This window comes from Lysinibacillus sp. ACHW1.5, assembly GCF_022014815.1.
GTDB lineage: Bacteria > Bacillota > Bacilli > Bacillales_A > Planococcaceae > Lysinibacillus > Lysinibacillus capsici.
Map to the genome: position 1 here is coordinate 1,808,138 of NZ_CP091777.1, position 25,744 is coordinate 1,833,881.

The following is a 25,744-nucleotide window of genomic DNA, read 5'->3' on the forward strand; positions in this document are numbered from 1 at the left end:
AGGCTTTTTACATTGAAAAAAGGAAGTACATATCAATATGTGTTAGCAGCATTTGGGGCAGCAATAATCGCAGTTTTAGCACAGGTAACAATCCCACTACCACTTATCCCGATTACAGGTCAAACGCTAGCGGTTGGAATTATCGTGACGATTTTAGGGACAAGATTAGGCACGTTATCTGTTCTATTATATATTTTACTAGGGGCAGCAGGTTTACCTGTATTTAGCGGTATGTCAGGTGGACTAGGAATTTTAGTTGGTCCAACAGGTGGATATATTGTAGGCTTCCTTGCCACAGCCATTATTATGGGCTTATACTTAGATAAATTTGGTATTACATTTACTCAAGCTATTATTGCGAATATCATTGGGATGATTGTGACATTAGCGTTTGGGACAGTGTGGTTAAAAATTGTAGCAGATTATACATGGACAGCTGCCTTTATGGGTGGTGTTGCACCATTTATCGTGGTGGGTATTGTCAAAGCGGTACTTGCAGCATGGATTGGTGTAATTGTTCGACGTCGCTTAGAAAGAGCGCACTTAATTGAAGCAATAGCATAGGACATGGGAGGAATTGTTTTGGCAACATTATGGACAGGTGGTAAGATTTACACGATGGCTCAGGTTGGTGAAACAGTGGATGCAGTCCTTGTTGAAGATGGAAAAATTGTGGCGACAGGCTCAGTAGAGAGCTTGTCGCCACTAGCTGCTTCTATCCAACATTTAGAGGGCAATATCATGTATCCAGGCTTTGTCGACAGTCATTTACATATTATTGGCTACGGAGAAAAGCTCAAGCATCTTGATGTATCGGCGGTTACGAGTAAAGAGGCATTACTTGTGAAAATTCAGGAGCGAATGGCTAAAGCGTCAGCACATGAATGGGTCATTGCGATTGGACTAAATGAAAACCAATTTGAGGAGCCCATTTTCCCGACCTTAGCAGAGCTAGATGCCCTTGGAGATGCTCATTTAATCATTAAACGGAGCTGTCATCATTTGATCTTAGCCAATTCTAAGGCACTCGCTTTTGCAGGAATTACAAATAGGACTCCTTCGCCAGAGGGGGGTGTCATTGACAAAGTAGATGGTCAGCTCACAGGGATCCTAAAGGATGCTGCCTTGTATTTAATTGTTAACCAGATGCCACATATTACACCTGCGTATATTGAGGATGCACTGACAAAGGCGGTGACCTCATTGCAATCCTATGGTTTAGTAGGGGGACATTCAGAGGATTTAAGCTATTATGGACCGCCAAGCCAGCCGATTCAGGCTTATCGCAAAATAGTAGAGGCACAGCAATCCTTTAAGGTGCATGTATTACAGCATCATACAGTTTTTGAAGAGGTTGCGAAGATGGATTTAGCTTCCTCACCATTTTTGGAGTTTGGGGCGATGAAAATTTTTATTGATGGAGCCTTTGGAGGTCGTACGGCTGCACTACGTCAGCCTTACTGCGATGATTCGGACAATGCAGGGATGCTTATTCATACAACTGAGCAATTAACAAGCTATGTTCAGCTGGCACGTCAATATGGACAAACCGTTGCCGTGCATGCCATTGGGGATTTAGCAATCGACACGATTTTAGACGTTTTTGCGGCATATCCTCCTCAGGAAGGTCAGCTTGATCGCGTAATTCACTGTAGCTTAGTCGATGAGGAACTATTAGCCAAGCTAGCTGCATTACCAGTGGCAGTGGATATGCAGCCGCAGTTTGTACAGGGAGAATACCAAGCAGAGCTATCGAGACTTGGAGAGGAGCGCGCACAGGGCTTACATCCTTTAAAGTCGCTTCTTGACAGAGGGCTGATTGTCGCAGGCGGCAGTGATGCGCCAATTGAAGTGCCAAACCCGTTGCATGGTATTTATGCGGCTGTCACTAGAAGAAATTTTGGGGAAACACATGATGGCTATAACCCTCATGAGAAAATTTCCCGATTTGAGGCAGTCCGTTTGTATACAGTAGGAGCGTCTGAAATCATTGGACAGCAATTGATGCGTGGCAAAATTGCAGAAGGCTTTGCTGCAGACTTTACGATTTTACAAGAGGACGTTTTTACGGTAGAGATGGAGCAGCTTCCACACATTCAAGTCGCATGTACGGTTGTGAATGGTCAGATAGTATATGAAAATCGCTGAGAAGGTTATCCTTCCCAGCGATTTTTTTATGGGACTATTGTTTGTCAGTTAATTGTTTTACTTGTTGTTCTAGGGTCGACACACGTTTTGATAAGTCCTCTACTTGCTGTTGCATGGTTGGTGGAGGAGACACAGGGGCAGTAGATTTCATTTTTTTGATCATATGGATCATCACGAAAAAGATCGCTAGAAACATACATAAAAGAACGGTTGTACTAATGATATCACCAAGGTTGAATTTCATGTTTGCGCTCCTTTCTGTAGTGGGTATCTAGTTATATACAGGGTGACATGCTAAAAAGTTTCAAAAAAATGGTGAATGTCACGATTAATACAAAAATTGACGTCTACTTTGGTGTAGAGGAGTGCTATTTTATTGGCTTCGAGGAATGGGTCATAGCAGTCAAAACATACGTTAGTAGTGAGCGATTTTAACAGCATGATAGGGGTGAGTATGTGCACAAGGCAGGACAAGTAATGCGACAGGCTGTCCATAATATTTATGTTTATCGATTCGATTATGTACAGGTTTTCGCATTAATTAGAATCTTTCAGTTTTTATTAATGATCCCTGTAACCTCTATCGTTTTGAAGCTCATGCTACGAGTAACAGGGTTTACACATATTACTGAGCAAAATTGGCAAAGCTTTGTGACGCATCCCTTTGTGATGATAATGATTTGTCTATTAATTTTGCTGTTTTTATTATTTGTATATTATGAGATGGGCTTTCTATTTCTCATGGCCTTTCATCAGCAACGAGGACTTCGCTACCGATTTCTTCCTTTATGGCAACAATTAAATCGCAAGGTTGTCTATTTTTTTAGTGTGCAAGTTCTATTTCTCATCGTCTATTTAGCACTATTAATGCCACTAGCTTCCTTTATGCTACCCCTTACATTGACTCAATCCATCTCCCTACCACATTTTCTAACTGAAGAAATCATGAGTAGTCGAGCGGGTAGGCTAGCATATGCTGCGGTGGCAAGCATCATCGTGATGATAGGTATTCGAAGTATCTTAACGTTACCTATCTTTACCATCCAGCCGAACATCTCTATTTTGCGTTCTTTTAAGCAAAGCTGGCGATTTTCCAAGCGTGGTTTATTTGAACTAGTCGTGCTACTAGCTATGCTTTTAACAGGTCATTTGTTGATGATGCTTGGTATCACAGTGGTCGCTACGTTTCCGCTCTATTTAATTGAACGTTTAATGCCAAGTGCAGCCTTGGTTACGGCTGGGCTGACACTAGCCTTTTTAGAAATGGTCTTTGTGGTGCTATTTAGTTTATTACAGGCGATGTTTTCACAAGTTATGGTCGCCATTACGTATAATACGCTAGTTATAGGCAAAGTGAGCGGGACTACACATCGGAAGCGGCGCTATAAGCCATTACTATTGATCAGTGGCATTGTGTTTCTCGTATTAAGTATGATGAATATCAATTCATTAGAGAAAAGTGTCTATGCGCCAGATACCAAAATTATTGCCCACCGCGGCTATGTAGCAGGCAATGTAGAAAATACAATTAGTGGATTGGTGAGTGCAGCCAATGCGGGGGCAGATTTAATTGAAATCGACATTCAACAAACGGTGGATGGGGAATTCGTCGTCTTCCATGATCGAACATTACGAAGGTTAGCAGGTAAAAATGGTGTCATTGCGAATATGACCCTGAGTGAACTAAAAACGTTAACCATTCATCAAAATGGCTTTAGCGATAAAATTGCTTCATTAGATGATTGTATTGAAATTGCTAAAGCATTAGATGTGGCGCTACTAATCGAATTAAAGGTGCATGGTCAAGAAACAGAAGATGTTTTACCTAAATTAGTAGAGAAGCTACGAAAATACAAGGTGCTAGATTCCTACTATGTGCAATCCGCTGATGGACAGAAAATGACGCAATTAAAAAAATTGGTGCCGAATTTGCGAGTCGGTATTGTCTATGCACTCAATATTGGACCAATAGAGGAAAATGTTGATTTTATTGCACTGGAGGAATCCTGGGTAACGGAGTCGCTTATCGAAGAATTGAAGCAACTTCCGACCGATTTATTTGTTTGGACACTTAATGACGACCGTTCCCTGCAAACCTTTATCGAAAAAAATGTCAGCGGCGTCATCACTGACCACCCCGACGTCGCCCGCGAGCTAAGAACCCAGCAAAGCGAAAACCAGTATTTCTTACAGCGCATCCTGAATCGTCTGAGATTTATCTTTTGATCGGGGGAGAATAAAATTGCGAAGAAGCGAATATCCGCGAAAGCAAAGCACCGCCATCTAGTAAATCGAATATTCAAGAGAAGTCGCTCGCAAATCGCTATCGCTCAAAATGAGGAAGCAAAGCTCTAGCCATAAAAATGGAGACAGTTTGTAACCTTTTTGGTGTGAACACGACTACTTTATTGAATTCGGGAAAATGAAGGAGATGCTTTTTGTATGAAAATGACGAAAGTCGTACCATTTGCTATGTCAGCATTATTAGTAGGGGGCGCGATTGGAGCTCCAACTGCATCAGCGAACGAAGGAGAGGCTACTGTGATTAACGCAGAAACTTCGGAGCAACAAGTGCAGCCTATTTTTATTAAAGTGACAGGTACGGTTGAAAACGTAGAAGTACGTGAAAATGCCACATACTATACAGTGGTTGATGGTGACAATACAAATATTGTGATTGCCAATAAAGACTCATTAGTTTTTGACAATATGGGAAAAGAAGCCAAGCTTCAAAAAGGAGATAAGGTGTCAGCTTACTCATATGCTAAGAAGCCGATGCTTGCGATTTATCCACCACAATACAACCCAGAAGTAATCATTGTAGAAACAGAAGAAATGGGTAGCGTGGAAGTGGATTTCTTCAATAAAGATTTAGTGGATACTGAAAATAACCTCAAGTTAAATGTTGGGGAAGACACGAAGCTAGCAAGTGCTACTGGCAAAGCTGTGAAAGTGGACGATTTAAAAGAGCAGCATTTAGTGGTGTTCTACACAATTGCAACGATGAGCATCCCTGCTCAAACACCACCGTCAAAAGTGATAGTATTAGATACAATTGAGAAGGAAGAGCCTGTTGAAGTGGATCCAGCTCCAACACCACAACCAGAACCAGCTCCAGTTGATTCAGCGGTTCAAGAAATTATCAATAAAGACTTTTACGAAGTAGATGGGACAAAAATGGTGCCGCTACGCTTAATCGCTGAAAAGCTAGGCTTTAAAGTAGAAGTAACGCCAAAAGGAGCCATTGTTTCAAAAGGAGCCCTTTCGTATACAATTACGCGAGGTCAAAAAGAATATGGTTATAATAAAGCGCTTCGCCAATTTAAAGTAGCCCCTGCTTTATTAGAATCTGGCAAAACATACGTACCTGTTGAATTTGTAGAGGAATTAACAAAATAATCTCGTCATCTCCCTTTATGGTTTCTACCATGAAGGGGGATTTTTTATGGGAAAAATAGTTGTAGAAAAATATTTTAAAAAAGGTTTTAGAGAGCAGTTGGAGACAACTGAAATTGGTTTTTTGTGGAGTTTTCATATTACGCTTAAGAGAAATAAGTGGCTTTAGAGAGAAAAAATCATACAGAAAATAAGATTCAGAGTATTGACAATTATTAAACTATTATTTAAAATTCAAAACAAATCCACATAAATACAGAAAAACAGGGTTGGGTTTGTGGATTTTGTTGGATTTAACTTTGTGTTTGGAGTGATGATGTATGTCTCTTTCGTTTGAGGAACGTAAAAAAGTGATTTTAGATATTTTAGATTTAGAAGGAAAAGTGAAGGTAAGTGATGCAGAGCAGCTATTAAATGTATCAGGCGAGACTATACGTAGAGATATGGATCGATTGGAGAAGGAAGGGCTTCTACACAAAGTCTATGGGGGGGCTGTGAAGGCAAAGGAAAAGTATGAGAGGACCTTTGAACAGAAAACGTCACTTAACAATATAGAGAAGAGAAGGATTTGTAAGGCTGCTGCAAGTATTGTGGAAGACGGTGATGTTATCTTTATCGGTCATGGTACAACAGCCTATGAAATCGTTCGTTATTTAGGTGATAAGCCCAACGTCATTGTCGTCACAAATTCACTCCCAGTTCTATCATTAGCCGCAGAATGCTTTCAAGGGAAGGTGCTCTTTGCGGGAGGAGAATATGAACATCGACAAAAATTTATGGGAGGTCCATTAGCTGATTTATTTTTTAATCAACTAAAGGCAAATAAAGCCTTTGTTGCTGCAGGCGGAATTTCGTTAGCAGATGGTATTACCGACTATGATATTACGGGCGCAGCGATTTCAAAGAAATTAATAGAGCGGGCAGAAAATACGATTATTTTAGCAGACCATACGAAATTTGGTGTCTCTACATTTGCACATATTTGTCATTTAGAGGACGTTTCGATGGTGATTACAGATCAAAAGAGCTCCACACAATGGCAGGAACGATTACAGCAGAAAAAAGTGGAATTATTCATTGCAGGTGAAATGTTGGATGACGTCAATGTATAGGAAGGTGGAAACTATGGACTATTTTGCAAATAAACAGGCAACCTTACAAAAATCAATTGACTGGTGGAATCCAGGAAAAACGAAACAGTGGCAAATCGATGGTGTTGATGTCGTTATCGGTAAACGAGAGGGCTATTATTTCTACGATGTGGATGGCAAAAAATTAATGAATGCGCATCTCAATGGCGGAACATATAACCTTGGCCATCGTAATCCAGAAGTCATTGCTGCATTAGTGGAAGGAACCAATTATTTTGACATTGGTAATCATCATTTTCCATCTACTGCACGTGCACAGTTAGCTGAAAAATTAGCAGCCTGCACACCAGAAGGCTTAACATATTCTATTTTCTCTAGTGGTGGAAGTGAAGCAATTGATGTTGCTCTAAAGTGTGCGCGTTATGCTACAAAACGTAAAAAAACGATTTCCATTAAAAATGGATATCATGGTCACACGGGTCTTGCGGTTTCGCTTGGCAATGAACGCTATTCAAAACCATTTTTAAGTGAGGGCAGTCCCCATGAATTTGTGCACGTACCATTCAATGATCTTGCGGCAATGGAACGAGAGCTTGCTAAAGGGGATGTAGCTAGCGTAATTATCGAGACTATTCCTGCGACATATGGTTTCCCCTTGCCCACTGCTAATTACTTGGCTGATGTCAAATCACTTTGTGAACGATACGGGGCATTATATATTGCAGATGAGGTGCAAACGGGCTTAATGAGAACAGGTAAGCTGTGGGGAATTGAGCATTATGGGGTGAAACCGGATATTCTGGTGACAGCAAAGGGTCTAAGTGGCGGTATCTATCCAATTGCAGCTACAGTGGTCAATGAACGAGCAGGTGGCTGGATGGAAGAAGATGGACTAGCCCATATTTCTACATTTGGTGGAGCAGAACTAGGTTGTGTAGTGGCGATGAAAGTATTAGAAATCTCCCAACGTCCTGAAGTAGTAAAGAATGTAGAATATGTTGCTCGTTATCTACGAAGTGGTTTAGAGCGTATTCAACAACAATATCCTGATTTCTTTGTGGGTATTCGTCAGCTTGGCGTTGTTATGGGCCTAGAATTTAATCATCCTGAAGGGGCTAAATATGTGATGAGCTCCTTGTACAAACATGGTGTATGGGCCATTTATTCAATGCTGGATACACGTGTGTTGCAATTTAAGCCAGGGCTATTATGTGATAAAGCGTATTGTGATGAATTGCTTGAAAAATGTGAGGCGGGCATAAAAGAAGCAGCGCAGCTTGTGAAATTTGCACGCTATTAAAGGAAAGAAAGCTTGTCAATTTAGTAAACAGGGGGTTTTCTAGATGGGTCAAATGGATTTCATAGATTTAGAATGGGTCCTTTCCAACTTTCATCAAGCAGCAAATGATGCATTAAAGGAGTTTAGTTGTTTACTAGTAGCATCTTGTAAAATGATTGATTATTCCGAAAATGCGACGTATCTCGTAGAAGATGGGCAGGGCAAAAAATATATTCTGAGGATCAGCCGACCAAATTACCATAAAAAAGAGGAGATCGAAGCGGAGATTGCCTGGTTAAACTCGCTCCATGAGCAATCTCCTATTGATGTATCACTACCGATGCGAGCAGATGACGGTGACTACGTACATGCTCATTCGTATAATGACACGATCTATTATAGCACATTATTTACATTTTTGGAGGGCAATGCTCCTGATGAGAATAATGAAGATGACTTAATTCAGCAATTTGAAACATTAGGCGAAATTACAGCCATGTTTCATAAACACACAATCGAGCAGCATGATTATTACCAAGCCTTTCAGCGCATGACATGGGACTATGACACGATTCTAGGTCAATCTCCAAAATGGGCGAGATGGCAGGATGGACTAGGAATGACCCCTGCACGAATCGCTTTATATGAGGAAGCATCACATATCATTCAAAAGAAGCTTGAGGCATTTGGGAAAGAGAAAACACGATTTGGTCTTATCCATGCGGATTTACGCTTAGCTAATTTACTCATCTATGGGGACGAAATTAAAGTGATTGATTTTGATGATTGTGGTTTTGGGTGGTTTTTATATGATTTAGCCACATCGGTGAGCTTTATTGAGCACATGCCGTATCTTGATGAGTTGATCGCTTCATGGGTTAAGGGCTATAGCAAAATTCGATTATTAACAGACGCAGAAAAAGAAATGATTCCAACTTTTATATTAATGAGAAGACTACAGCTTATTTCGTGGATTGGAAGTCGTGATAATGAGACAACGCGCTTACTTGGTGAAAATTACACGCTTCAGAGTGATGATTTAGTGAAAGCTTATGTAGAAAAGTATCAAGACTGTACCAACTAAATAACGATAAAAGGTGGCGAATAACATGTCTTCGAAAAAGGATGAAATCATCGTATTAAAGAAAGCCCTTACACCCATCCATTTATGGACAATTGGCGTCGGCATTGTGATTTCTGGTAACTACTTTGGCTGGAATTTTGGTTTAAGTCAATCTGGTTTTTTAGGAATGCTCATTGCCACATTATTTATGGCGATTATGTATTTAACGATGACCTTAGGTATTTCTGAATTATCGACGATGTTACCTTATGCGGGAGGACCTTACTCCTTTGCTCGACGGGCGATGGGGCGTTATATCGGTTTTATTACAGGAGTTGGTGTCGTGCTGCAATATGTCATTGCCGCACCAATTATCGCGATTGGTATTGGGGGCTATATCAGCTTTTTGTTTCCAGCCGTACCGACAGTGGTGGCAGCTGCCTTTATGTATGCTCTGTTCATGGGGGTTCATATTATTGGCATTAAAGAATACGCCACAATCGAAATGGTGCTTGTCTTTATCGCTTTAGGCTTACTAGTCTTAATGTATTTCGTTGGTTTACCGCAAATTAATGTGGGCCATTTATTCCCTGAGAATGGCGATCTTATACCAGGTGGATTTAAAGGCATCTGGTCAGCATTGCCCTATGCGATGTGGTTATTCCTAGCAATCGAGATGTTGCCTATGTTATCGGAGGAGACGAGAGATGTGCAGAAGGACATGCCGAAGGGGTTAATTTCAGGTATGGTGACCTTGCTGATTTTATCCATTTTGACAACAACTGTTGCCATTGGGCTAGCTGGCATCGATGTCATGACGGTTGCTGAAGATCCATTGCCAGCAGCGATTGCCGCTGTTTTTGGAAATACGTATTGGTTGGCGCAGATTTTAGCATCTGTTGGCTTAGTAGGACTAATTGCAAGCTTTTCGGGTGTGATTTTGGCTTACTCTCGTCAGGTCTATGCTTTATCACGTGCAGGCTATTTGCCAAGCATGTTATCGAAGATGCATAAAAAGCGTCAGACACCCTATATGGCCATTATTTTGCCAGGCTTTATCGGGTTAGTGTTAGTCATTTTATTTAATCCAGATGATTTAATTTTAATTTCTACATTTGGGGCATTAGTATCGTATATTACGATGAATTTATCAGTGTTGATTTTGCGTAAAAAAGAACCTCATTTAGTACGTACCTTTAAGACACCGCTGTATCCATTTACGCCTATTGTCTCACTTGTGCTAGCCGTCATTGCTATCTTTGCGAGCTTCTTTGCGAATTTGACTTTTTTCATCGTTTGTTTGGCTGTTTTTGCTGTGGCAACGATCTATTATTGGGTGTGGGCAAGACACCATATTAACGAGGATGCACCAGAGGAACGCTTTGCGAAGGACGCTACAGTGCAGGTAGAGGTGCAAGCACCAGTATCGCCAATAGAGGCTATACGAGAATAAATAAAGGGATGGGTTTTCCTATGACAAAAGTGGAATGGGTCATTTTTGATAAGGATGGAACAATCATAGAAATGGATTCTTTATGGATTGCCTGGGCCAAAAATTTATATGCTAATTTAACTGAAGATTCAGACTTAGAGATCTATTTTTCCTTACAAACTTTTTTAAGAAACATAGGGGTTAATGACAATGGAACAACGATTGACCCAACGAGTCCTCTAGCTATTGGAAGTATACAAGAAGCTGAGACGATCGTGGCGTTCTTACTCTATCAGCAGGGAATCCCATGGAGCAAAGGGGTAACACTTGCGAGAGCAGCTTCCAACTTAGCCACATCGCAGCAGGAAAATAGCAAGGTACAGGCATTACCAGGTATTCGTAATCTCTTAATAACCTTAAAAAATAAAGGGAAGAAATTAGGGGTGATTACAGCTGATCAAACGGCACGAGCCAAATCTCATTTACAACAGCTAGAGTTATTAGCTTTGTTTGATTTCGTTCTAGGAAGTGACCAAGCTACATCCAGTAAGCCCTTCCCAGACTTAGCATATGTGGCAAAGGAACAATTTCAAGTATCGCTTGAGAAAGCCGTGATGATTGGCGATTCGAATGCAGATATGCTCTTTGCTAAAAATGCTGGCATGTGCTTTTCTATTGGCATCATTCCTAGTACCACATACCCAAAGGATTATTTACCTGATGCAACCGCAATTATTGAAGCGTATAACGAATCTGTTCTCACCATGCTAATCGAAAAGGAGTGAGCATATGGACAATCAGCTAATTGCCAAGATTACTGAATTGGTATTGGAAAAACTAACGCAAGGCTTTCAGCCTGAACAAGCTTCTAAAACGTTATCAAATGAAGAATTACAGGAATGGCAATCATTTCGATTAATAAAAGAAAACCAACATCAGACGCAGCAAACAACTGCCCCTGCATATGTAGCATTATCTACGCATGAATTACAGCATTGGCAAAGTCTGCACCAGCAATCATCAGGCACTGTCTCTGTAGCTAATTCGAGCGACTTAATTGCCCTAAAAAAATTTACATGACGGGAGGTTCGTCATATGGTGAGAGACCAAGATTTGGTTTCGATACAAGAGGCAAGAGACGGAATAGCAGCCGCTTCGATTGCGCAAAAAATGTATGCCAGCTTTACGCAAGAGCAGGTCGATCGAATTGTCGAGGCCATTGCCCAAGCTGCTTATAAACAGGCAGAAAATCTTGCTGTATTAGCTGTTACGGAAACAAAGATGGGCATTATTGAACATAAAAAAATAAAAAATGAGTTGGCTTCTCAAGGTGTCTATGAAGCCATTCGGCATGAAAAGACAATCGGCATTATACATGAGGATAGGATAGCAAGGCAGGTGGAAATTGCTTATCCATTCGGTGTTATTGCGGCAGTTACACCTGTCACGAACCCGACTGCTACAGCCATTTTTAAAACGCTAATTGCCTTAAAGGCGCAAAATGCCATTGTCTTTAGTCCTCATCCAACAGCAGTCAACTGCACTATCGAGGCATTGAAAATTTGTCAGCAGGCAGCCGTTCGTGCAGGGGCGCCAGAGGGACTTATTCAATGGATTAGCCATCCAACAATAAAAGGAACAGAGGAACTTATGCATCATCGTGATGTACAGCTAATTTTAGCTACTGGTGGAGCAGGGCTTGTCAAAGCAGCCTATAGCTCAGGGAAACCAGCCTATGGTGTTGGCCCTGGGAATGTTCCTGTCTATATTGATCGCACAGCAAATGTGAACGAGGCAATGAAGCAAATTATCGATAGTAAATCATTTGATAATAGTACGATCTGTGCCACAGAACAAGCTATTGTCGTACATCAGGAGGTCAAAGCGCAGGTGATGGCTGCTTTAGCAGAAAATGGGGCCATCCTTCTAAGTGGACAGGACAAGGAAAAATTAGCAAAGGTGATTTCACCAGTAGCTCGTACATTAAATAGCCAAATTGTTGGAAAGCCAGCAACCGTAATAGCCCAAATGGCTAATATTGATGTCCCTCGGCATACACGCGTATTAGTGGCGGAGGAACAGGAGATTGGGAAGGAGTATCCATTTTCCATGGAAAAGCTTTCTCCCATCCTAGGTCTTTATACGGCTCGTTCTCAGGAAGAAGCCGTAAAGATTTGCCGTCGCTTGCTTGACGTTGGAGGGAGAGGACATAGCCTGGCTATTCATGCACAGGATGAACATTTTGTTAAGCAGTTTGCCGCTCAAATGCCCGTGTCCAGAATCGTAGTCAATACTTTAGCATCTGTTGGGGCTGCAGGCGGTACGACAAGTTTAACGCCTTCCTTTACATTGGGCTGTGGGGCCTATGGGGGAAATATTACGAGTGATAATATTTCTGCACATCATTTATTAAATAAAAAAAGAGTGGCCTATGGTGTGAAGGCACTAACGATTCCTCCCCCAAAGCATCCACAAAATATACAGGCTCCAGCGATGCAAGCAATTGAAGGGGTGTCTATTGACAGGTTGTCCATCGAAAAGATTGTAGAGGAAGTACTCACAAAGCTAAGTAATTAGAGGAGGAAAAGGAAATGAGCGTAGAGATAAATGGAGCTTTAGGCATGATTGAAACAAGAGGCTTAATCGGATCAATTGAGGCGGCAGATGCCATGGTGAAGGCAGCAAACGTCAATATTGTAGGGAAAGTACATGTTGGTGGCGGCATTGTGACGGTGCTGGTGACAGGTGATGTCGGGGCAGTCAAGGCAGCGACGGATGCAGGCTCTGAGGCCGCACGTCGAGTAGGTGAGCTATTATCGGTACATGTTATTCCACGCCCTCATTCGGAATTATACGCAATTTTACCTAAGTGAAAAGTGAGGGATTGTGATGACAAACAATCAAATACATGTCACTGAAGTTACAAATCAAAGTATCCCGATTGCGATTTCTGCCCGTCATTGTCATGTTAATGAGGAGGATTTCTATTATTTATTTGGTAGAGACGCAGCGTTACAGAAATGGAAGGAACTTTCCCAGCCAGGTCAATTTGCTTCACAGCATGTTCTAACGATAAAGGGACCCAAAGGCCAAATTGACAAGGTTCGGGTTTTAGGCCCATTTCGCACTGCAACCCAAGTCGAAATCAGTCAAACGGATGCCATCAAGCTTGGCGTAACACCACCAATTCGTATGTCAGGCGACTTAGAAAAATCTGAATCAATCACATTGATTGGACCTCATGGAACTCGCCATAAAACACAAGGATTGATTATTGCACAAGCACATATTCACATGGCTGTATCCGATGCTGCTGCCTTCAATGTCCAAGATAAGGAAGTTGTGACGGTTGAAATCTGTGGGGATGGACGTCAGCTACGATTAATGAATGTGGTAGTGCGTGTCTCCTCAGCATTCGTCCTTGAGATGCATGTAGATACAGATGAAGCGAATGCCGCAGCTGTTCAACAGCATTCAATTGGCAAGCTTATCAAAATGGAGTGACAGGTATGGATATAAAAGAATTACAGAGAATCATCGAAGAAGTAGTCATATCGATGATGGATAAAAAGCATAAAAGACTTTTGCTTGTCCATTCTCATACGACCATTTCTAAGAAACAGGTGGACGTATTACAAAGCTATTGCCATGTTGAGGAGTGGCAGGCAAATGAAACCACAAGTCCCACTCAGCTATTCTACGATGCTATTGTTTTTCTCGAAGTCGATCAAGCATTTATCGTCAGCAGTGCCCAAGGCTTGCCTACTACACCGGCAGCCTTGTACCTGTCTGAGCTGCTGGTTAGCAATCAAACAGCAATTTTAATTCCAAATGAAAAATTATCTGCTGTTGTCACAGCAAAGGAACCGAATCCTTACATGAAAATGTTGCTGCATCATATAGAGCGCTTAAAGGAGTTTGGCTGTGACATTCAGTTATTTGCACAGCTTATTCGATTTTTAAAGCAGCAAGAGGAACCGGCTCGTTCGACTATAGTGGCAAACTATTTGACAGCAGAGATGCTTCAATCGTACAAGGGGAAACGGCTGACACTACCTGCCCACACAAAACTTACACCACTAGCACAAGAAATAATTCAGGAAAAGGGAATGACGATACAAAGATATTAGCAGGAGTGTTGTTACATGATGAAATCGATTGGTATTGTGGAGACAAGAGGACTTGCGATTTCAATACGAATCGCAGATGCTATGCTTAAAGCAGCGGATATTCGAATACTTCGACAAGAAACCATCGATTTGGCTCTAGTAACCATTGCCATTGAAGGGGACACAGCGGCCATTCAGGAAGCGATAGCCATTGGTACACAACTAGCTAAAGCAGCCAACCAATGGATTGCCTCTTCAACTATTTTAAGGCCAGATATCGCGGTGAATGGATTAGTAACAGAAATTGCGAAAAAGCCAAGTACTTAAAATGAATAAAAGGAAAGGTGGAGGAACGAGTTGAAGGTCGATTTAACGGGGAAGGTTGTCATAGTTACTGGTGGTAGTAAAGGAATTGGGAAGGGGATTGCTACCGTATTTGCTGAACAGGGTGCTCATGTGGTGATTGCAGCAAGAGGTATGGAAGCTGCCACAGATGTAGCAAATCAATTACAAGCGCAAGGATTCTCCGCTTCTGCTGCCACTGTTGATGTTGAAAACTATGAATCTGTTGAAAGCATGGCTACGGAGGTTGCTAGCTCTTTTGGTTCCATCGATATTTTATGTGCCAATGCTGGTATTTTTCCCTCGAGGAAACTAGAGGACATGACGACGGACCATTGGGATCAGGTATTAAATGTCAATGCCAGAGGAACGATGTTTGCTGTCAAAGCTTGCGTGCCCCATTTAAAGAAAGCGAATGCTGGCAGGGTCATTATTACCTCGTCGATAACGGGTCCAGTGACTGGCTATGCTGGATGGACACATTATGCCGCAAGTAAGGCAGCTCAATTAGGGTTTATGCGGACTGCGGCTCTTGAATTAGCACCCTATCATATTACGGTCAATGCCGTGTTACCAGGAAATATCGCAACAGAAGGCTTAGATGGTCTTGGTGACACCTATCTACAGAAGATGGCGAAGGCGATTCCATTTGGCAGCCTTGGTCGTGTGGAGGATATAGCGTATGCTGCATTGTTCCTTAGTAGTAAGGAGGCAGGCTTTATTACGGGTCAATCGATCATTATTGATGGTGGCCAAACATTACCTGAAGATGCAGAGGCATTTTAATAGAAGGAGGGATACGAAATGAATTTAGGCGCATTAGGAATGATTGAAACAAAGGGCTTAGTGGGCTCTATTGAAGCAGCTGATGCAATGGTCAAGGCTGCCAACGTGAATATTGTGGGTAAAGTCCATGTGGGTGGCGGTATTGTCACGGTGCTTGTTCGTGGGGATGTAGGGGCTGTGAAAGCCGCAACAGATGCAGGAGCAGCAGCTGCACAACGTGTTGGAGAGCTATTATCTGTACATGTGATTCCGCGACCACATGCAGAATTGGAAGCGATTTTAAAAATGCAATAATGAGTGAGGTGGCTATATGAATGAACAAGCAATAATAAAAATTGTTAATGATGTCATAGCCGAATTACTACCTAAAAAAGAAGCAGCGCCTACACCCAATGAAATTCCTATAGGTATCTCAGCAAGGCATATTCATTTACAACAAGAGCATGTCGAGCAGCTATTTGGCAAAGGTGCTACGCTGAGTGTAAAAAAAATGTTAGCTCAACCCGGTCAGTTTGCAGCACATGAAACGCTACAGGTGGTAGGACCAAAAGGAAGCATCCAAAATGTACGTGTATTAGGTCCAGCTCGCACCTTCACACAAATTGAAATTAGTCATACAGATGCCATTGCCCTAGGAATTCAACCACCTTTGCGTGAATCGGGAGAAATTGCTGGCTCAGCTAGCTGTATACTGGTAGGACCTAGAGGAAGTTTGATTTTACAAGAAGGGGTCATTATCGCACAAGCACATATTCATATGGCACCTGCTGATGCACAGCAGTTAGGAGTTCAGAACGGTCAATACGTCTCCGTTAAGGTGCAAGGGCGACGTCCCATTACCTTTGAGCAAGTGAAAATTCGTGTGGCTGATCACTATCATTTAGAAATGCATATTGATACAGATGAAGCAAACGCAGGCTTCATCCAACAGGGTGAAACGGGTACAATTATAACAGGCAAGATGGCAGGAGAGCCTTACAATAACTTCGTCAGTCCTCCAATTGAAATTAACCACAAGATAATAACGGCAAATGATGTAAGCCGTTATCAAGGTGAGACAGTGATAGTCCCCAAAGAGGCAAGGTTGACGGCACTGGCGAAGGAGGCCGTGGAAAAATTAGAAATTGAACTTCAGTTTCACGAAAAAGGATGAGGATGCATGCGGATAGGAACAGTGGTTGGGAATATCTGGGCAACACGTAAAGAGGAAGGGCTACAGGGATTGAAATTACTCATTATCCAGCCAATAAAGCTGGATGGTCAACTGAGTGATGAACAAATTGTTGCTGCAGATCGTATAGGTGCAGGTGTGGGAGATAACGTCATTTTAACAATGGGCAGTGCTGCTGTACGAAGTTTTTCTACGACCAGTATTTGTCCAATTGATGCCATTGTAGTTGGCATTATAGATGGCACAGATGAATCGTGAGGTGAGCACAGTGACAGAAGCGATAGGAATGATCGAAACGTATGGCTTGATTGGCTCCATTGAAGCTGCAGACGCCATGCTAAAAGCAGCCAATGTCCAATTAGTGAAACAGGAGCTAGTAGACGGTGGTATCGTAACCATTATTGTCGAGGGAGATGTTGGTGCAGTACAGGCTGCGGTTGATGCTGGTAAAGCGGCAGCAACGCGAACGAGCAAGCTACTAAGCGCACATGTAATTCCACGAGCAGCCAATGAAGTATTCACAGCGATTATTGATGAAACAAAGCCGATAAAAGCGACGGAGGCAGCAGCCAAAAAAACAAGCACTCGCCAGAAGCCTCAACAAACAAAACTTGTAGAGGATGAGCAGGCAGATAAATAGTCGATGGATCTTTAGCAATCAATCTATGTCGTTAGGAGGGGGAGGCATATGAGCTTTAGGCGACCCAAAATTGCCATCATTGGCGCTGGACATACAGGTGCAACCGTAGCGTTAATGGTTGCACAGAAACAGATCGGGGATATTGTGCTTATCGATTTACCAGACTTCGAAAATGCTGCGAAAGGGAAGGCATTAGATATTCTCCAAGCTGGACCAATAGAAAGATTTAACGTACAGGTGACGGCTACTTCAAAGTATCAGGAAATAGCTCATGCTGATATTGTGGTTATCACGGCAGGTATTGCAAGAAAGCCTGGCATGACACGGCAGGATTTAATTCATACAAATGCGGCAATCATCCGCTCGGTAAGCGAACAAATCAAACGTTATGCGCCAACTAGCTATATTATCGTCTTAAGTAACCCTGTCGATGCTATGACCTATGTTTGTCTGGAAACAACGGGTTTTCCCAAAAATCGTGTCATGGGACAATCAGGTGTTTTAGATACAGCGCGCTTTAATACCTTTATCGCACAGGCTCTTCAGCTTGCTGTCGAGGATATATCGAGCTTCGTCTTGGGCGGACATGGCGATGAAATGGTGCCTCTCGTTCGCTATACGTATGTCGGAGGAATACCATTAGAAAAATTAATGCCACAAGCACAGATTGAGCAATTAGTGGAGCGAACGCGAAAAGGTGGAGGCGAAATTGTCGCCCTACTTGGCAATGGCAGTGCTTACTATGCCCCAGCCGCCGCCATTGTCCAAATGATTGAAGCGATTGTGAAGGATCAACGGAAAGTAATGCCCATCATTACGTATTTACAGGGCGAATATCAAGTAGACAATGCCTGCATCGGTGTCCCCGTTGTGTTAGGGGGAGCTGGTATTGAAAGTGTAATTGAATTGCATTTAAACGAAGAGGAACAGCAAGCATTTAATCATTCGGTTCACCAAGTTTATCAAACATTAGCCTATATCAAATGATGCAAGCGCATGACACCATCTAATAGTGGCATGTATTAGATGGTACTGTACATAGTTGAGGCACCTTACGATGTTGTAAAGGTGCTTTTTGTTGTGCAAAATTTTCTTTTAATGGAAGATCGTTTTCTGTACAATTAAAAAAGTTACTACTGATGCACAAAGGAGGATACGATGAAACAAGCACTCATCATTATCGATATACAGGAGGCTTTCTTTCTAGATGGCCAGCAAAATCTTTGGAACAGTGAAGCTATTATCAAAAATATTAATGCCTCCATTACATGGGCACGGCGTAACGAAGTACCCGTTATTTTTATTCAGCATACAGACGCAGATGATGTGGATTTTGCATTAGGTCAACCAGGCTGGGAACTGTATCATGGATTACTTAGACAGGCGGAGGATCAAGTGATTCAAAAAACAACGTGGGACGCTTTCTATCAAACGGAGCTTGCAGCTTATTTACAAGCGCATCACATCGACCAATTGATTTTCGCGGGTGCTCAAACAGAGTTTTGTCTTGATACAACAATCCGGAGTGCTTTTAGTCATGGCTACCATCATAATATTTTAATAGAAGATGCACATAGCACCTTAGATAGTCATGTACTGGCAGCACCACAAATTATTCAACATCACGAATCCATTTGGCATAATCGTTTTGTGAGGATTCAGTCAATTGGAGGATTCCAACATGCTGATTGATCAGAAAGAGCTCCAGATAAAAGAGCTATCCTATACAATTCGCTGTGCCCGACGGGAAGATGCCCAAGCCTTATCAGATTTACGCTTGCAATTAGACGGTGAAACGGAAAACTTCGATCGTGAACAGGGCGAGGCATTGATTGATCGAGCAGGCTTTGAGCAGCTTATTCAACAGGATAGCGAAAGCTCAAAAAATTTATGTTTAGTAGCGGTTGTCGGTGATCGGATCGTTGGGTTCTCAAGATGTGAGGGCTCTCCACTCAAAAGGCTTGCCCATAAAATAATCTTTGGTGTTGGCGTCAGTAAAGAGTTTTGGGGCTATGGCATAGGAAAAGCCTTGCTGCAAGAATCCATTGATTGGGCAGACGACAATGGTATTCGCAAAATAGCACTAGAAGTGTTAGAAACCAATGAGAAAGCGATACAGCTCTATAAAAAAATGGGCTTTTTAGTGGAAGGCATTCTGAAAAATGATAAATGCCTTGCAGATGGCAGGTTCTATCACACGATCATTATGGGAAGATGGCAGGAATAGCATCGGAGAAGGAATTTAAAACAGCATGACAAATTTTATGTATATCTTTTGTTTGATTGTCTGGGGTCTTAATTTTATTGCAGTCAAAATTCAAGGAACGCCAGTCAGTTTAGAATTATCTTTAACCTATCGTTTAGTCATGACAGCTCTTTTATTTTTCATCCTTGCTTGGTTCTTGAAACCACAGGGTAAACCACAACAGGGCGACGTACCTTTTATCATCGTTTTTGGCGTTTGTAATTTTGCATTCAGCTATTTAGCGCTGTATTATGCGACGATATGGAGCTCGGCTGCTATTGTCACATTAATTTTTTCATTAAAAGTTATACTAACACCCATCGCCCTACGGATATTTCTCAAGGAACCATTGCATCGTCGTGTTTTAATTGGCGGTATTTTAGGCGTCATCGGCGTGGGGGTGCTGATTTATCCAACTTTACATAATATGGAGTTAAAAGGAGTGTTAATTGCCTTCGTAGGGACTATCCTAACAGCCATTGGGGATGCAAGCTCTGCCCGAAATGCCAAGCATCAAATCAACCCGATTTATGCGAATGCCATTGGTTTTGCAGTGGGTAGTGCAGTCATGTGTGCCATTGTTTGGCTACAGGGACAAACAGTCACAATACCCAAATCCTTTACCTACTTATCAGCGCTCTTGTATTTAACGCTTATTGCATCCTTTTTCGCATGGTTATTTTACTTAAAACTAGTCGAACGAATTGGAGGGGCAAAAAGTGGTTATATGGTTGCATTATTCCCCGTGATTGGCGGTATTGCGTCTGTTGTCATCGGCGAATCAACACTCAGTATTTATTTAATCTTAGGCTGTCTTTTTAGCTGCATTGGAGCTGCGATTGCCTTAGGCTTTAAAATTAAGCCTATTTTACGATGAACGAAAACCCCTTTCCCTTCATAAACTAGAGAAGAACGCTTGAAAAGGGTGAGGGACAAAATGTCATTCGTTCCATTGAATGCAATGGGTATCAGGAGAGAAAAAGATGAGGATCACTGGGACATTGATCGCTGGGAAAATGATGGTGGCAGAAGCCTAGAGGCGTAAGGGAGACAGAAATTTGTCTCCCTTTAAATATTTTTGAAACCTTTTGATCAATTGCTCGTATGATAAGTAGACAAGTTTTCATTGTCAGTTACAAAAAAGGGAGAAATGATTTTTTGAACCATTGAACAAAACGATTACTATTCATTATTTACGTGATTGTCATTGCGGATGCGTACTATACAACGCTCTATATTGAACCAAAAACACCGCCGCAACACCAAACCATTAAAGCAACAGCTATCACGGTAGACCAACTACGGTAGCAAGCCTCACAAAAGGAAGCGGACAACCCGTCGTTTGAAGCCTTTTTCCTTCAAGCAATTGCTTCAAAGCGTGGTCCAGGAATTGGTGATGCAAGTAAAATTTACAGAAGCACGAACTCAAAAGCGTGTCTATTTACACGATCAACAGCTACGTTGCTGACACCCTGTACATTTACAGGGTTTTTTTAATAGGAGGAGCAAAATATGAGTATGGCAACCTATATAGGCTTCAATTTTCCAGTTGAAATACAGGATGACTATACAGAAAATGAAGTTGACATAAATTATTTTTTCTCGGTAAAAGAGAATCGCCAAATTGTACAGGCAAAGCATTTTACAACACCCTATGTATATGAAATCGAAACAAAGGGAGAGCCTATTTGGCAAATGCATAACGAAAATAAAGTGTATTCCCCCCATAACTATGAAAAAGCCAAAAGAACTTTTCACCATGTATGTGACTTTCTAAAAAAATTCCTTCCCAAAGGAGATTATTGCGAAATCTACATTTGCTGGATAGGAGAAGAAGGAGAGGAACATGAGAAAAAACTGGCACTTCTGTTAGACCAACTGTCAGTAGATGAGGTAGAAATAGTTGAGAAATGTTTGCTGATGTTGAGCAACTAATACCTTCATAAAGTAAAAGATTGAAGCAATAAGCCTCAATCTTTTTTCTGTTTGCTAGGAAGCTGATAGCCCTCTAAGTCTGGAATAAATTCTTGTGGGTCAATTGATACATTCACTTCAAGCTTTTCTGGATGAACATAGCTTGTCAGCTCACCATTTTGGTCATATGTTTCACTTTTAACGAGAATGCCAGTATCTTTATCCACCCAAAAACGAAACGCTTCTGTCGTGCCTTTTAAATTTTCACTATTTGTCACCGTTTCATCCATTTTCCCAGCTAATACGATTGTATTATGACCTAACAACGCTTCATTTTGTTTTTCAATCTCCCAATGCTCCATATTTCTTAAATAACTAGCAGCTTTCTCATAAGCGAATAACGACATACTTGAACTTCCAAATGAAGGTCTTTCCCTCAATTTATTATATGAAATAGGCGGATATTTCAAGTCAATACTAAAAGCTTGCTCAGGAGTAACTACGTCTCGTTTTGATTTCTGTTTCGTTTCACTAACTGTATAAACTTTTTGTCCATAAAGTGTTGTATATTTTAACCAGCTCTTTCTGTTGTTATAAAAGTACTCCTGTGTATCGTTCTTGATGCCCGTCGTGTTATCATCTAGAGCGATTATTTTTTCATAGCCTCCAACTTCTTTTTTGGTACTTACTTTATAAGTAACACCCAATGTTCTAGTGGAACCGTCTTGAGAAATTTTATGTTCTTCAAATTTTCCAGCTGCTGAGTGAAAATAATCAATCGAATTTAATAATTTACTCACGACATCCTCTTTCGTCATATCCCCGTAAAATTCTTCTTGGATGGGGGGATGATAAAGAGTAGTTTCCATTATAGGTTCTTGTGAACGGTCTCCCTTATCAACTGGTTGTACTGTCAGCTCCGTGACTATAAAATAGCTAGCCCCTATAAGAAAAAAACCAATGACAGCTATAGGTAACAATTGATTGAAAATGGATTGAAATTGGGGCTGTTTCTTGTGACCTTTTCGAAGCCTTTGCCTTACTTTTTCTTTATGTTTCTCATTAAAATGAATGTCCTTAAATGCCGTGTCATCCAATGCCTTGCCTATATTTTTAAACATATCATTCATTTATCTTGCACCCTTCCATTGATTTTTTGAGCATAAGTCGAGCCCTATGAAGTCGAGACTTAATGGTTTGTAAACGCAAATCTAACAAATCAGCTATTTGGTTATAGGACAGCTCTTCATAATAATAGAAAATAATGAGTTCTCGGTATCTTATTGGTAGAGCAAGGATTTTTTCAGAAAGTAATTGTTTATCCTCCTGTCTGACTAATTCCAACTCAGGGGATTGACTAGTACTCTTAATTTTTGAGAAAAATTCTGTCAGAACAATATTTCTATAAGACCAGCTTTTTAATTTATCTTTACATAGATTGACAGTAATTCGATATAACCATGTTTTATAGGAAGATTCATTCCTGAAATTATCTAAATGCTCATAGCACTTTATAAACACTTCTTGCGCAATATCTTCCGAAAGCTGCTTGTGCTTCATATACGTAAAGGCAAGACGTGCTATGTCATCTCCATATGCCTTCATCAACCATTCAAGCCTCTCCTCCTTACTACATTCACTGCTAACTTCTATTGATGTTCTCACATGTTCAAGCATCTTCCACACCCTTTCAATTATTAGACGGAGTTGGTGCCATTTGGTTGTAATCAATTTACTATAATAACGAGTGATTTGTAATAGCAGTAAAAGAGAGTATGAGAGATTTTTGTGTTATTATTCAATAGTAAAATGCTAATAAATGGTGAAAAAGGGGAGTAGTATGCATACACAATTCGAATTTACGGTTTTTCCTCAATTGGAAACAGAACGTTTTATTTTACGAAAAGGGATAATGGATGATGGCCAAGATATTTTGAGACTTTATTCTAATGAAAATGTAGTGAAGTACCTGCCATTACCATTGTTTGCTTCCGTTGAAGATGCTATTGATGAAATCAATTGGTATAAGAAAATTTTTAAAGAACAAAAAGGCTTAAGATGGGTAATCGAGGAAATTCAGACCAACAAGGTGATTGGCACATGTGGCTATTTGAATTATGAAAAAGAGCATAATCGTATAGAAATTGGCTATGATTTAAACCCTGAGTATTGGGGGAAGGGTGTGATGCAAGAGGCTTTAAGTTCGATCATCCACTTTGCCTTTACATCCATGGGAATCAATAAAATCGAAGCAAAAATAGAGCCAGAAAACACAGCATCTATCAAACTATTGGAAAAATTGAACTTTTCTCAAGAGGGCCTTTTGAGACAACATGAATTTGAAAAGGGGAAGTATGTGGATCTCGCTATCTTTTCCCTATTGAAAAGTGAATTTTAGAAGGTTAGGAAAGTCGCACTCATCATGAGAGGTGGCTTTTTTTTTGCTATTACTGCGAGATACATAGAGAATCAGCCATGTTAAACGTAATTATTAAATGGAAAATATTATATAAATTAACTAGTGTAAGGTATTATTATAATAAATGGCTAACCTTCTAAAGAGGAGTGAGAGAGATGAAGCTCGTAAATGTTGTATTGACAGGACTATTGATAAGTGGATTGTTAATAGGTTGTACCGAGGAAGAAAAAACGAAAGGAGAACAGGCAAAAACAGAAGAAACAACAATCAAACAAGTAGCAGCAGTAAACCCTCGAAAAACTGGAATGATGTATCAACCCCTGAAGGCTTCAATAACTATGAGATTGAACCAACGTTGGAAGCATGGATTGCCTATCATGCCCAAGATATTAACAAAACAACAGACGTAGACGAATACTATCTAAGGGCAGATCGTCTCACGAAGGAAATGCTATATTTTAGGGTTCAAGGGGAAGACCTTCAGCTGTATGGGCTCACACACCAATTAGACGGGAGCAAGGTGGACGAACTCGAAAAACTTCTTTATACAGAGGCCAGAAAGGAGTAAAAGCTCAAAGTGAAATATTTATTAGCTATATTGAAGGGGGAATATTTTTGAATAATAAACAACTAATTCCTATAAATGAAATTAAAGAAGAGTTTGAGGCTATTTTATTAGAACATGCTAGTATTGCGCATTGTGAGATTAATTTAAAAAACGGCACGATTAAAAATATACAACGATTAGACACCCGCTATGACGAATTTGCTTTGGATATTTTGAATAATGAATTTTGTTTTAGTCTAAAAGAAAAAAATAACATAAACTTTCATAGAATTAATCTTGAAACATTTAATCAAATACATGCTATCACATTAAATTTAAATAATTATTTTTCTTCTGAAGAAATTAAGTATGAAAGCTATTATTCCAAGTTAATTTATCTTAATCCTCAATATTTCTTGTATTTTATTACGAAAAGAGAAATTAACTATGGACATCCCTTTTATCAATGTATTTTTTTAGTAAACACTTCAACAGGAGAGATAAAACGATTAAATCCATTACTTCCAAACGGAGATAATTTACTTAGATTAGATACGTCCAAAAACATCTATCTAAGCAATCATCACCATTTTTTACTATTAAAAACGGGGAGAATTAGACCCTTTGAAAAACAATCAATGTATAAAAATGTAGATATTGAAAATCCTTATCATGACCACCTTGAATCTATTTACTTAATGGAGGTTACATCTTTAATTGATCAACAACATTTTAATAATGCAACATTGATATCTTTATTAAACTATTCAAGTGCTTCTGAAAAATTGCAATATGAGAACAATATTCTATCATACGTAGTATCTGATTTTACTAACAATACTAAAGAGTTAATAAAACATGATTTGTTAGACGGGGATGTTTCAAAATTTCAAGATGACCAATTAATACGAGATTATTTAAATTATGATTTTGAAATATTACCAAACTACTATCATTATATCTCTAAATTATCTAAACAAGAAAAAAGTAATACATATAATTTGATTGACGATGAATTGTCGTTTAATTTAAAGCTGAATGAGATAAGCTGAGAGAATTTTAACTAGTTATAAGCATCTGTAATGGATTACATAGGAGGCAGAATAAACCACTCTCCGATGAAGTGACTGCATAGGATAGATACAATTATTTTCATTTGGAA

Annotated in this window: 31 protein-coding genes; 28 read left to right on the forward strand and 3 right to left on the reverse strand. The window is 40.4% G+C overall.

The window, feature by feature from the left end; all coding sequences use genetic code 11:
• Positions 1–12 precede the first annotated feature (12 nt).
• Entirely contained in the window at positions 13–564 is a 552-nt protein-coding gene (locus tag L6W14_RS08580) for a biotin transporter BioY (RefSeq protein WP_004229030.1), read from the forward strand.
• An 18-nt stretch (positions 565–582) separates the two neighbouring features.
• Positions 583–2,148 carry an amidohydrolase gene (locus tag L6W14_RS08585; RefSeq protein WP_237900383.1) on the forward strand — a complete coding sequence of 522 codons (1,566 nt, stop codon included), beginning with the start codon at positions 583–585 and terminating at the stop codon, positions 2,146–2,148.
• Between the two features lie 34 nt (positions 2,149–2,182).
• On the opposite strand, the gene L6W14_RS08590 is transcribed toward L6W14_RS08585, so the two are convergent.
• On the reverse strand, positions 2,183–2,392 hold the full coding sequence (locus L6W14_RS08590; RefSeq protein ID WP_048390417.1) for a hypothetical protein: 210 nt from the start codon (positions 2,390–2,392) through the stop codon (positions 2,183–2,185).
• A gap of 212 nt (positions 2,393–2,604) precedes the next feature.
• On the opposite strand from L6W14_RS08590, the gene L6W14_RS08595 reads away from it, so the two are divergent.
• The 23 genes from L6W14_RS08595 to L6W14_RS08705 all read left to right on the forward strand — a co-directional run bounded on the left by L6W14_RS08595 (position 2,605) and on the right by L6W14_RS08705 (position 21,637).
• Positions 2,605–4,374 (forward strand): glycerophosphoryl diester phosphodiesterase membrane domain-containing protein, encoded by a 1,770-nt coding sequence (locus L6W14_RS08595; RefSeq protein ID WP_237900385.1) that lies wholly within the window; start codon positions 2,605–2,607, stop codon positions 4,372–4,374.
• A 216-nt stretch (positions 4,375–4,590) separates the two neighbouring features.
• Complete coding sequence (locus L6W14_RS08600; protein WP_237900387.1) at positions 4,591–5,547, forward strand: stalk domain-containing protein; 957 nt, start codon at positions 4,591–4,593, stop codon at positions 5,545–5,547.
• 317 nt (positions 5,548–5,864) lie between these two features.
• Positions 5,865–6,656: a DeoR/GlpR family DNA-binding transcription regulator gene (locus L6W14_RS08605; protein WP_004229022.1), complete on the forward strand. Its 792-nt coding sequence runs from the start codon at positions 5,865–5,867 to the stop codon at positions 6,654–6,656.
• Positions 6,657–6,669: 13 nt separating this feature from the next.
• Positions 6,670–7,935: a class-III pyridoxal-phosphate-dependent aminotransferase gene (locus L6W14_RS08610; RefSeq protein ID WP_205447410.1), complete on the forward strand. Its 1,266-nt coding sequence runs from the start codon at positions 6,670–6,672 to the stop codon at positions 7,933–7,935.
• 43 nt (positions 7,936–7,978) lie between these two features.
• The gene (locus L6W14_RS08615) at positions 7,979–8,998 is read left to right on the forward strand and encodes a phosphotransferase enzyme family protein (RefSeq protein ID WP_237900388.1); all 1,020 of its coding nucleotides are present in this window, start codon (positions 7,979–7,981) and stop codon (positions 8,996–8,998) included.
• A gap of 25 nt (positions 8,999–9,023) precedes the next feature.
• Positions 9,024–10,430, forward strand: a complete 1,407-nt coding sequence (gene eat, locus L6W14_RS08620; RefSeq protein WP_048390427.1) for an ethanolamine permease — start codon at positions 9,024–9,026, stop codon at positions 10,428–10,430.
• A 20-nt stretch (positions 10,431–10,450) separates the two neighbouring features.
• Positions 10,451–11,194, forward strand: coding sequence for an HAD family hydrolase (locus tag L6W14_RS08625; RefSeq protein ID WP_237900390.1), 744 nt, complete (start codon positions 10,451–10,453; stop codon positions 11,192–11,194).
• Between the two features lie 4 nt (positions 11,195–11,198).
• Complete coding sequence (locus L6W14_RS08630) at positions 11,199–11,489, forward strand: hypothetical protein (RefSeq protein WP_237900392.1); 291 nt, start codon at positions 11,199–11,201, stop codon at positions 11,487–11,489.
• Positions 11,490–11,504: 15 nt separating this feature from the next.
• A complete protein-coding gene (locus tag L6W14_RS08635; protein WP_237900393.1) occupies positions 11,505–12,986 on the forward strand; it encodes an aldehyde dehydrogenase family protein in 1,482 nt (493 codons plus the stop codon).
• Between the two features lie 14 nt (positions 12,987–13,000).
• Positions 13,001–13,282 carry a BMC domain-containing protein gene (locus L6W14_RS08640; protein WP_004229005.1) on the forward strand — a complete coding sequence of 94 codons (282 nt, stop codon included), beginning with the start codon at positions 13,001–13,003 and terminating at the stop codon, positions 13,280–13,282.
• 16 nt (positions 13,283–13,298) lie between these two features.
• Positions 13,299–13,913, forward strand: coding sequence for a phosphate propanoyltransferase (pduL, locus tag L6W14_RS08645; protein WP_237900395.1), 615 nt, complete (start codon positions 13,299–13,301; stop codon positions 13,911–13,913).
• 5 nt (positions 13,914–13,918) lie between these two features.
• Positions 13,919–14,539 (forward strand): hypothetical protein, encoded by a 621-nt coding sequence (locus tag L6W14_RS08650; protein WP_237900398.1) that lies wholly within the window; start codon positions 13,919–13,921, stop codon positions 14,537–14,539.
• A 15-nt stretch (positions 14,540–14,554) separates the two neighbouring features.
• A complete protein-coding gene (locus tag L6W14_RS08655) occupies positions 14,555–14,845 on the forward strand; it encodes a BMC domain-containing protein (RefSeq protein ID WP_048390435.1) in 291 nt (96 codons plus the stop codon).
• A gap of 30 nt (positions 14,846–14,875) precedes the next feature.
• Positions 14,876–15,646, forward strand: coding sequence for a 3-oxoacyl-ACP reductase FabG (fabG, locus tag L6W14_RS08660; protein ID WP_103117888.1), 771 nt, complete (start codon positions 14,876–14,878; stop codon positions 15,644–15,646).
• 18 nt (positions 15,647–15,664) lie between these two features.
• Complete coding sequence (locus tag L6W14_RS08665) at positions 15,665–15,940, forward strand: BMC domain-containing protein (RefSeq protein WP_048390439.1); 276 nt, start codon at positions 15,665–15,667, stop codon at positions 15,938–15,940.
• Positions 15,941–15,956: 16 nt separating this feature from the next.
• Positions 15,957–16,799, forward strand: coding sequence for a phosphate propanoyltransferase (gene pduL / locus L6W14_RS08670; RefSeq protein ID WP_066037475.1), 843 nt, complete (start codon positions 15,957–15,959; stop codon positions 16,797–16,799).
• Positions 16,800–16,805: 6 nt separating this feature from the next.
• Positions 16,806–17,075 carry a EutN/CcmL family microcompartment protein gene (locus L6W14_RS08675; RefSeq protein WP_004228986.1) on the forward strand — a complete coding sequence of 90 codons (270 nt, stop codon included), beginning with the start codon at positions 16,806–16,808 and terminating at the stop codon, positions 17,073–17,075.
• Complete coding sequence (locus tag L6W14_RS08680) at positions 17,065–17,457, forward strand: BMC domain-containing protein (protein WP_237900946.1); 393 nt, start codon at positions 17,065–17,067, stop codon at positions 17,455–17,457. Before L6W14_RS08675 ends, L6W14_RS08680 begins: the two co-directional genes overlap by 11 nt.
• Before the next feature lie 48 nt (positions 17,458–17,505).
• Positions 17,506–18,444, forward strand: coding sequence for a malate dehydrogenase (gene mdh, locus L6W14_RS08685; RefSeq protein ID WP_066037477.1), 939 nt, complete (start codon positions 17,506–17,508; stop codon positions 18,442–18,444).
• Positions 18,445–18,615: 171 nt separating this feature from the next.
• Positions 18,616–19,149 carry a cysteine hydrolase family protein gene (locus L6W14_RS08690; protein ID WP_237900400.1) on the forward strand — a complete coding sequence of 178 codons (534 nt, stop codon included), beginning with the start codon at positions 18,616–18,618 and terminating at the stop codon, positions 19,147–19,149.
• Positions 19,139–19,684: a GNAT family N-acetyltransferase gene (locus L6W14_RS08695; protein ID WP_237900401.1), complete on the forward strand. Its 546-nt coding sequence runs from the start codon at positions 19,139–19,141 to the stop codon at positions 19,682–19,684. Before L6W14_RS08690 ends, L6W14_RS08695 begins: the two co-directional genes overlap by 11 nt.
• Before the next feature lie 25 nt (positions 19,685–19,709).
• Positions 19,710–20,579, forward strand: a complete 870-nt coding sequence (locus L6W14_RS08700) for a DMT family transporter (RefSeq protein WP_237900403.1) — start codon at positions 19,710–19,712, stop codon at positions 20,577–20,579.
• Between the two features lie 635 nt (positions 20,580–21,214).
• Entirely contained in the window at positions 21,215–21,637 is a 423-nt protein-coding gene (locus L6W14_RS08705) for a hypothetical protein (RefSeq protein ID WP_237900406.1), read from the forward strand.
• A gap of 35 nt (positions 21,638–21,672) precedes the next feature.
• Here the strand turns inward: L6W14_RS08705 and L6W14_RS08710 are convergent, their stop codons facing one another.
• Positions 21,673–22,746 (reverse strand): hypothetical protein, encoded by a 1,074-nt coding sequence (locus tag L6W14_RS08710; RefSeq protein ID WP_237900408.1) that lies wholly within the window; start codon positions 22,744–22,746, stop codon positions 21,673–21,675.
• Positions 22,739–23,293, reverse strand: a complete 555-nt coding sequence (locus tag L6W14_RS08715; RefSeq protein ID WP_237900410.1) for a sigma-70 family RNA polymerase sigma factor — start codon at positions 23,291–23,293, stop codon at positions 22,739–22,741. The genes L6W14_RS08710 and L6W14_RS08715 overlap by 8 nt, the downstream gene beginning before the upstream one ends.
• A 163-nt stretch (positions 23,294–23,456) precedes the next feature.
• Here L6W14_RS08715 and L6W14_RS08720 point away from each other — a divergent pair, with 163 nt between their 5' ends.
• From L6W14_RS08720 to L6W14_RS08730, 3 genes are all read left to right on the forward strand, one after another.
• The gene (locus L6W14_RS08720) at positions 23,457–24,014 is read left to right on the forward strand and encodes a GNAT family N-acetyltransferase (RefSeq protein WP_237900412.1); all 558 of its coding nucleotides are present in this window, start codon (positions 23,457–23,459) and stop codon (positions 24,012–24,014) included.
• A gap of 176 nt (positions 24,015–24,190) precedes the next feature.
• Positions 24,191–24,445 carry a hypothetical protein gene (locus L6W14_RS08725; protein WP_237900414.1) on the forward strand — a complete coding sequence of 85 codons (255 nt, stop codon included), beginning with the start codon at positions 24,191–24,193 and terminating at the stop codon, positions 24,443–24,445.
• A gap of 205 nt (positions 24,446–24,650) precedes the next feature.
• Entirely contained in the window at positions 24,651–25,634 is a 984-nt protein-coding gene (locus L6W14_RS08730) for a hypothetical protein (protein WP_237900416.1), read from the forward strand.
• Positions 25,635–25,744 lie beyond the last annotated feature (110 nt).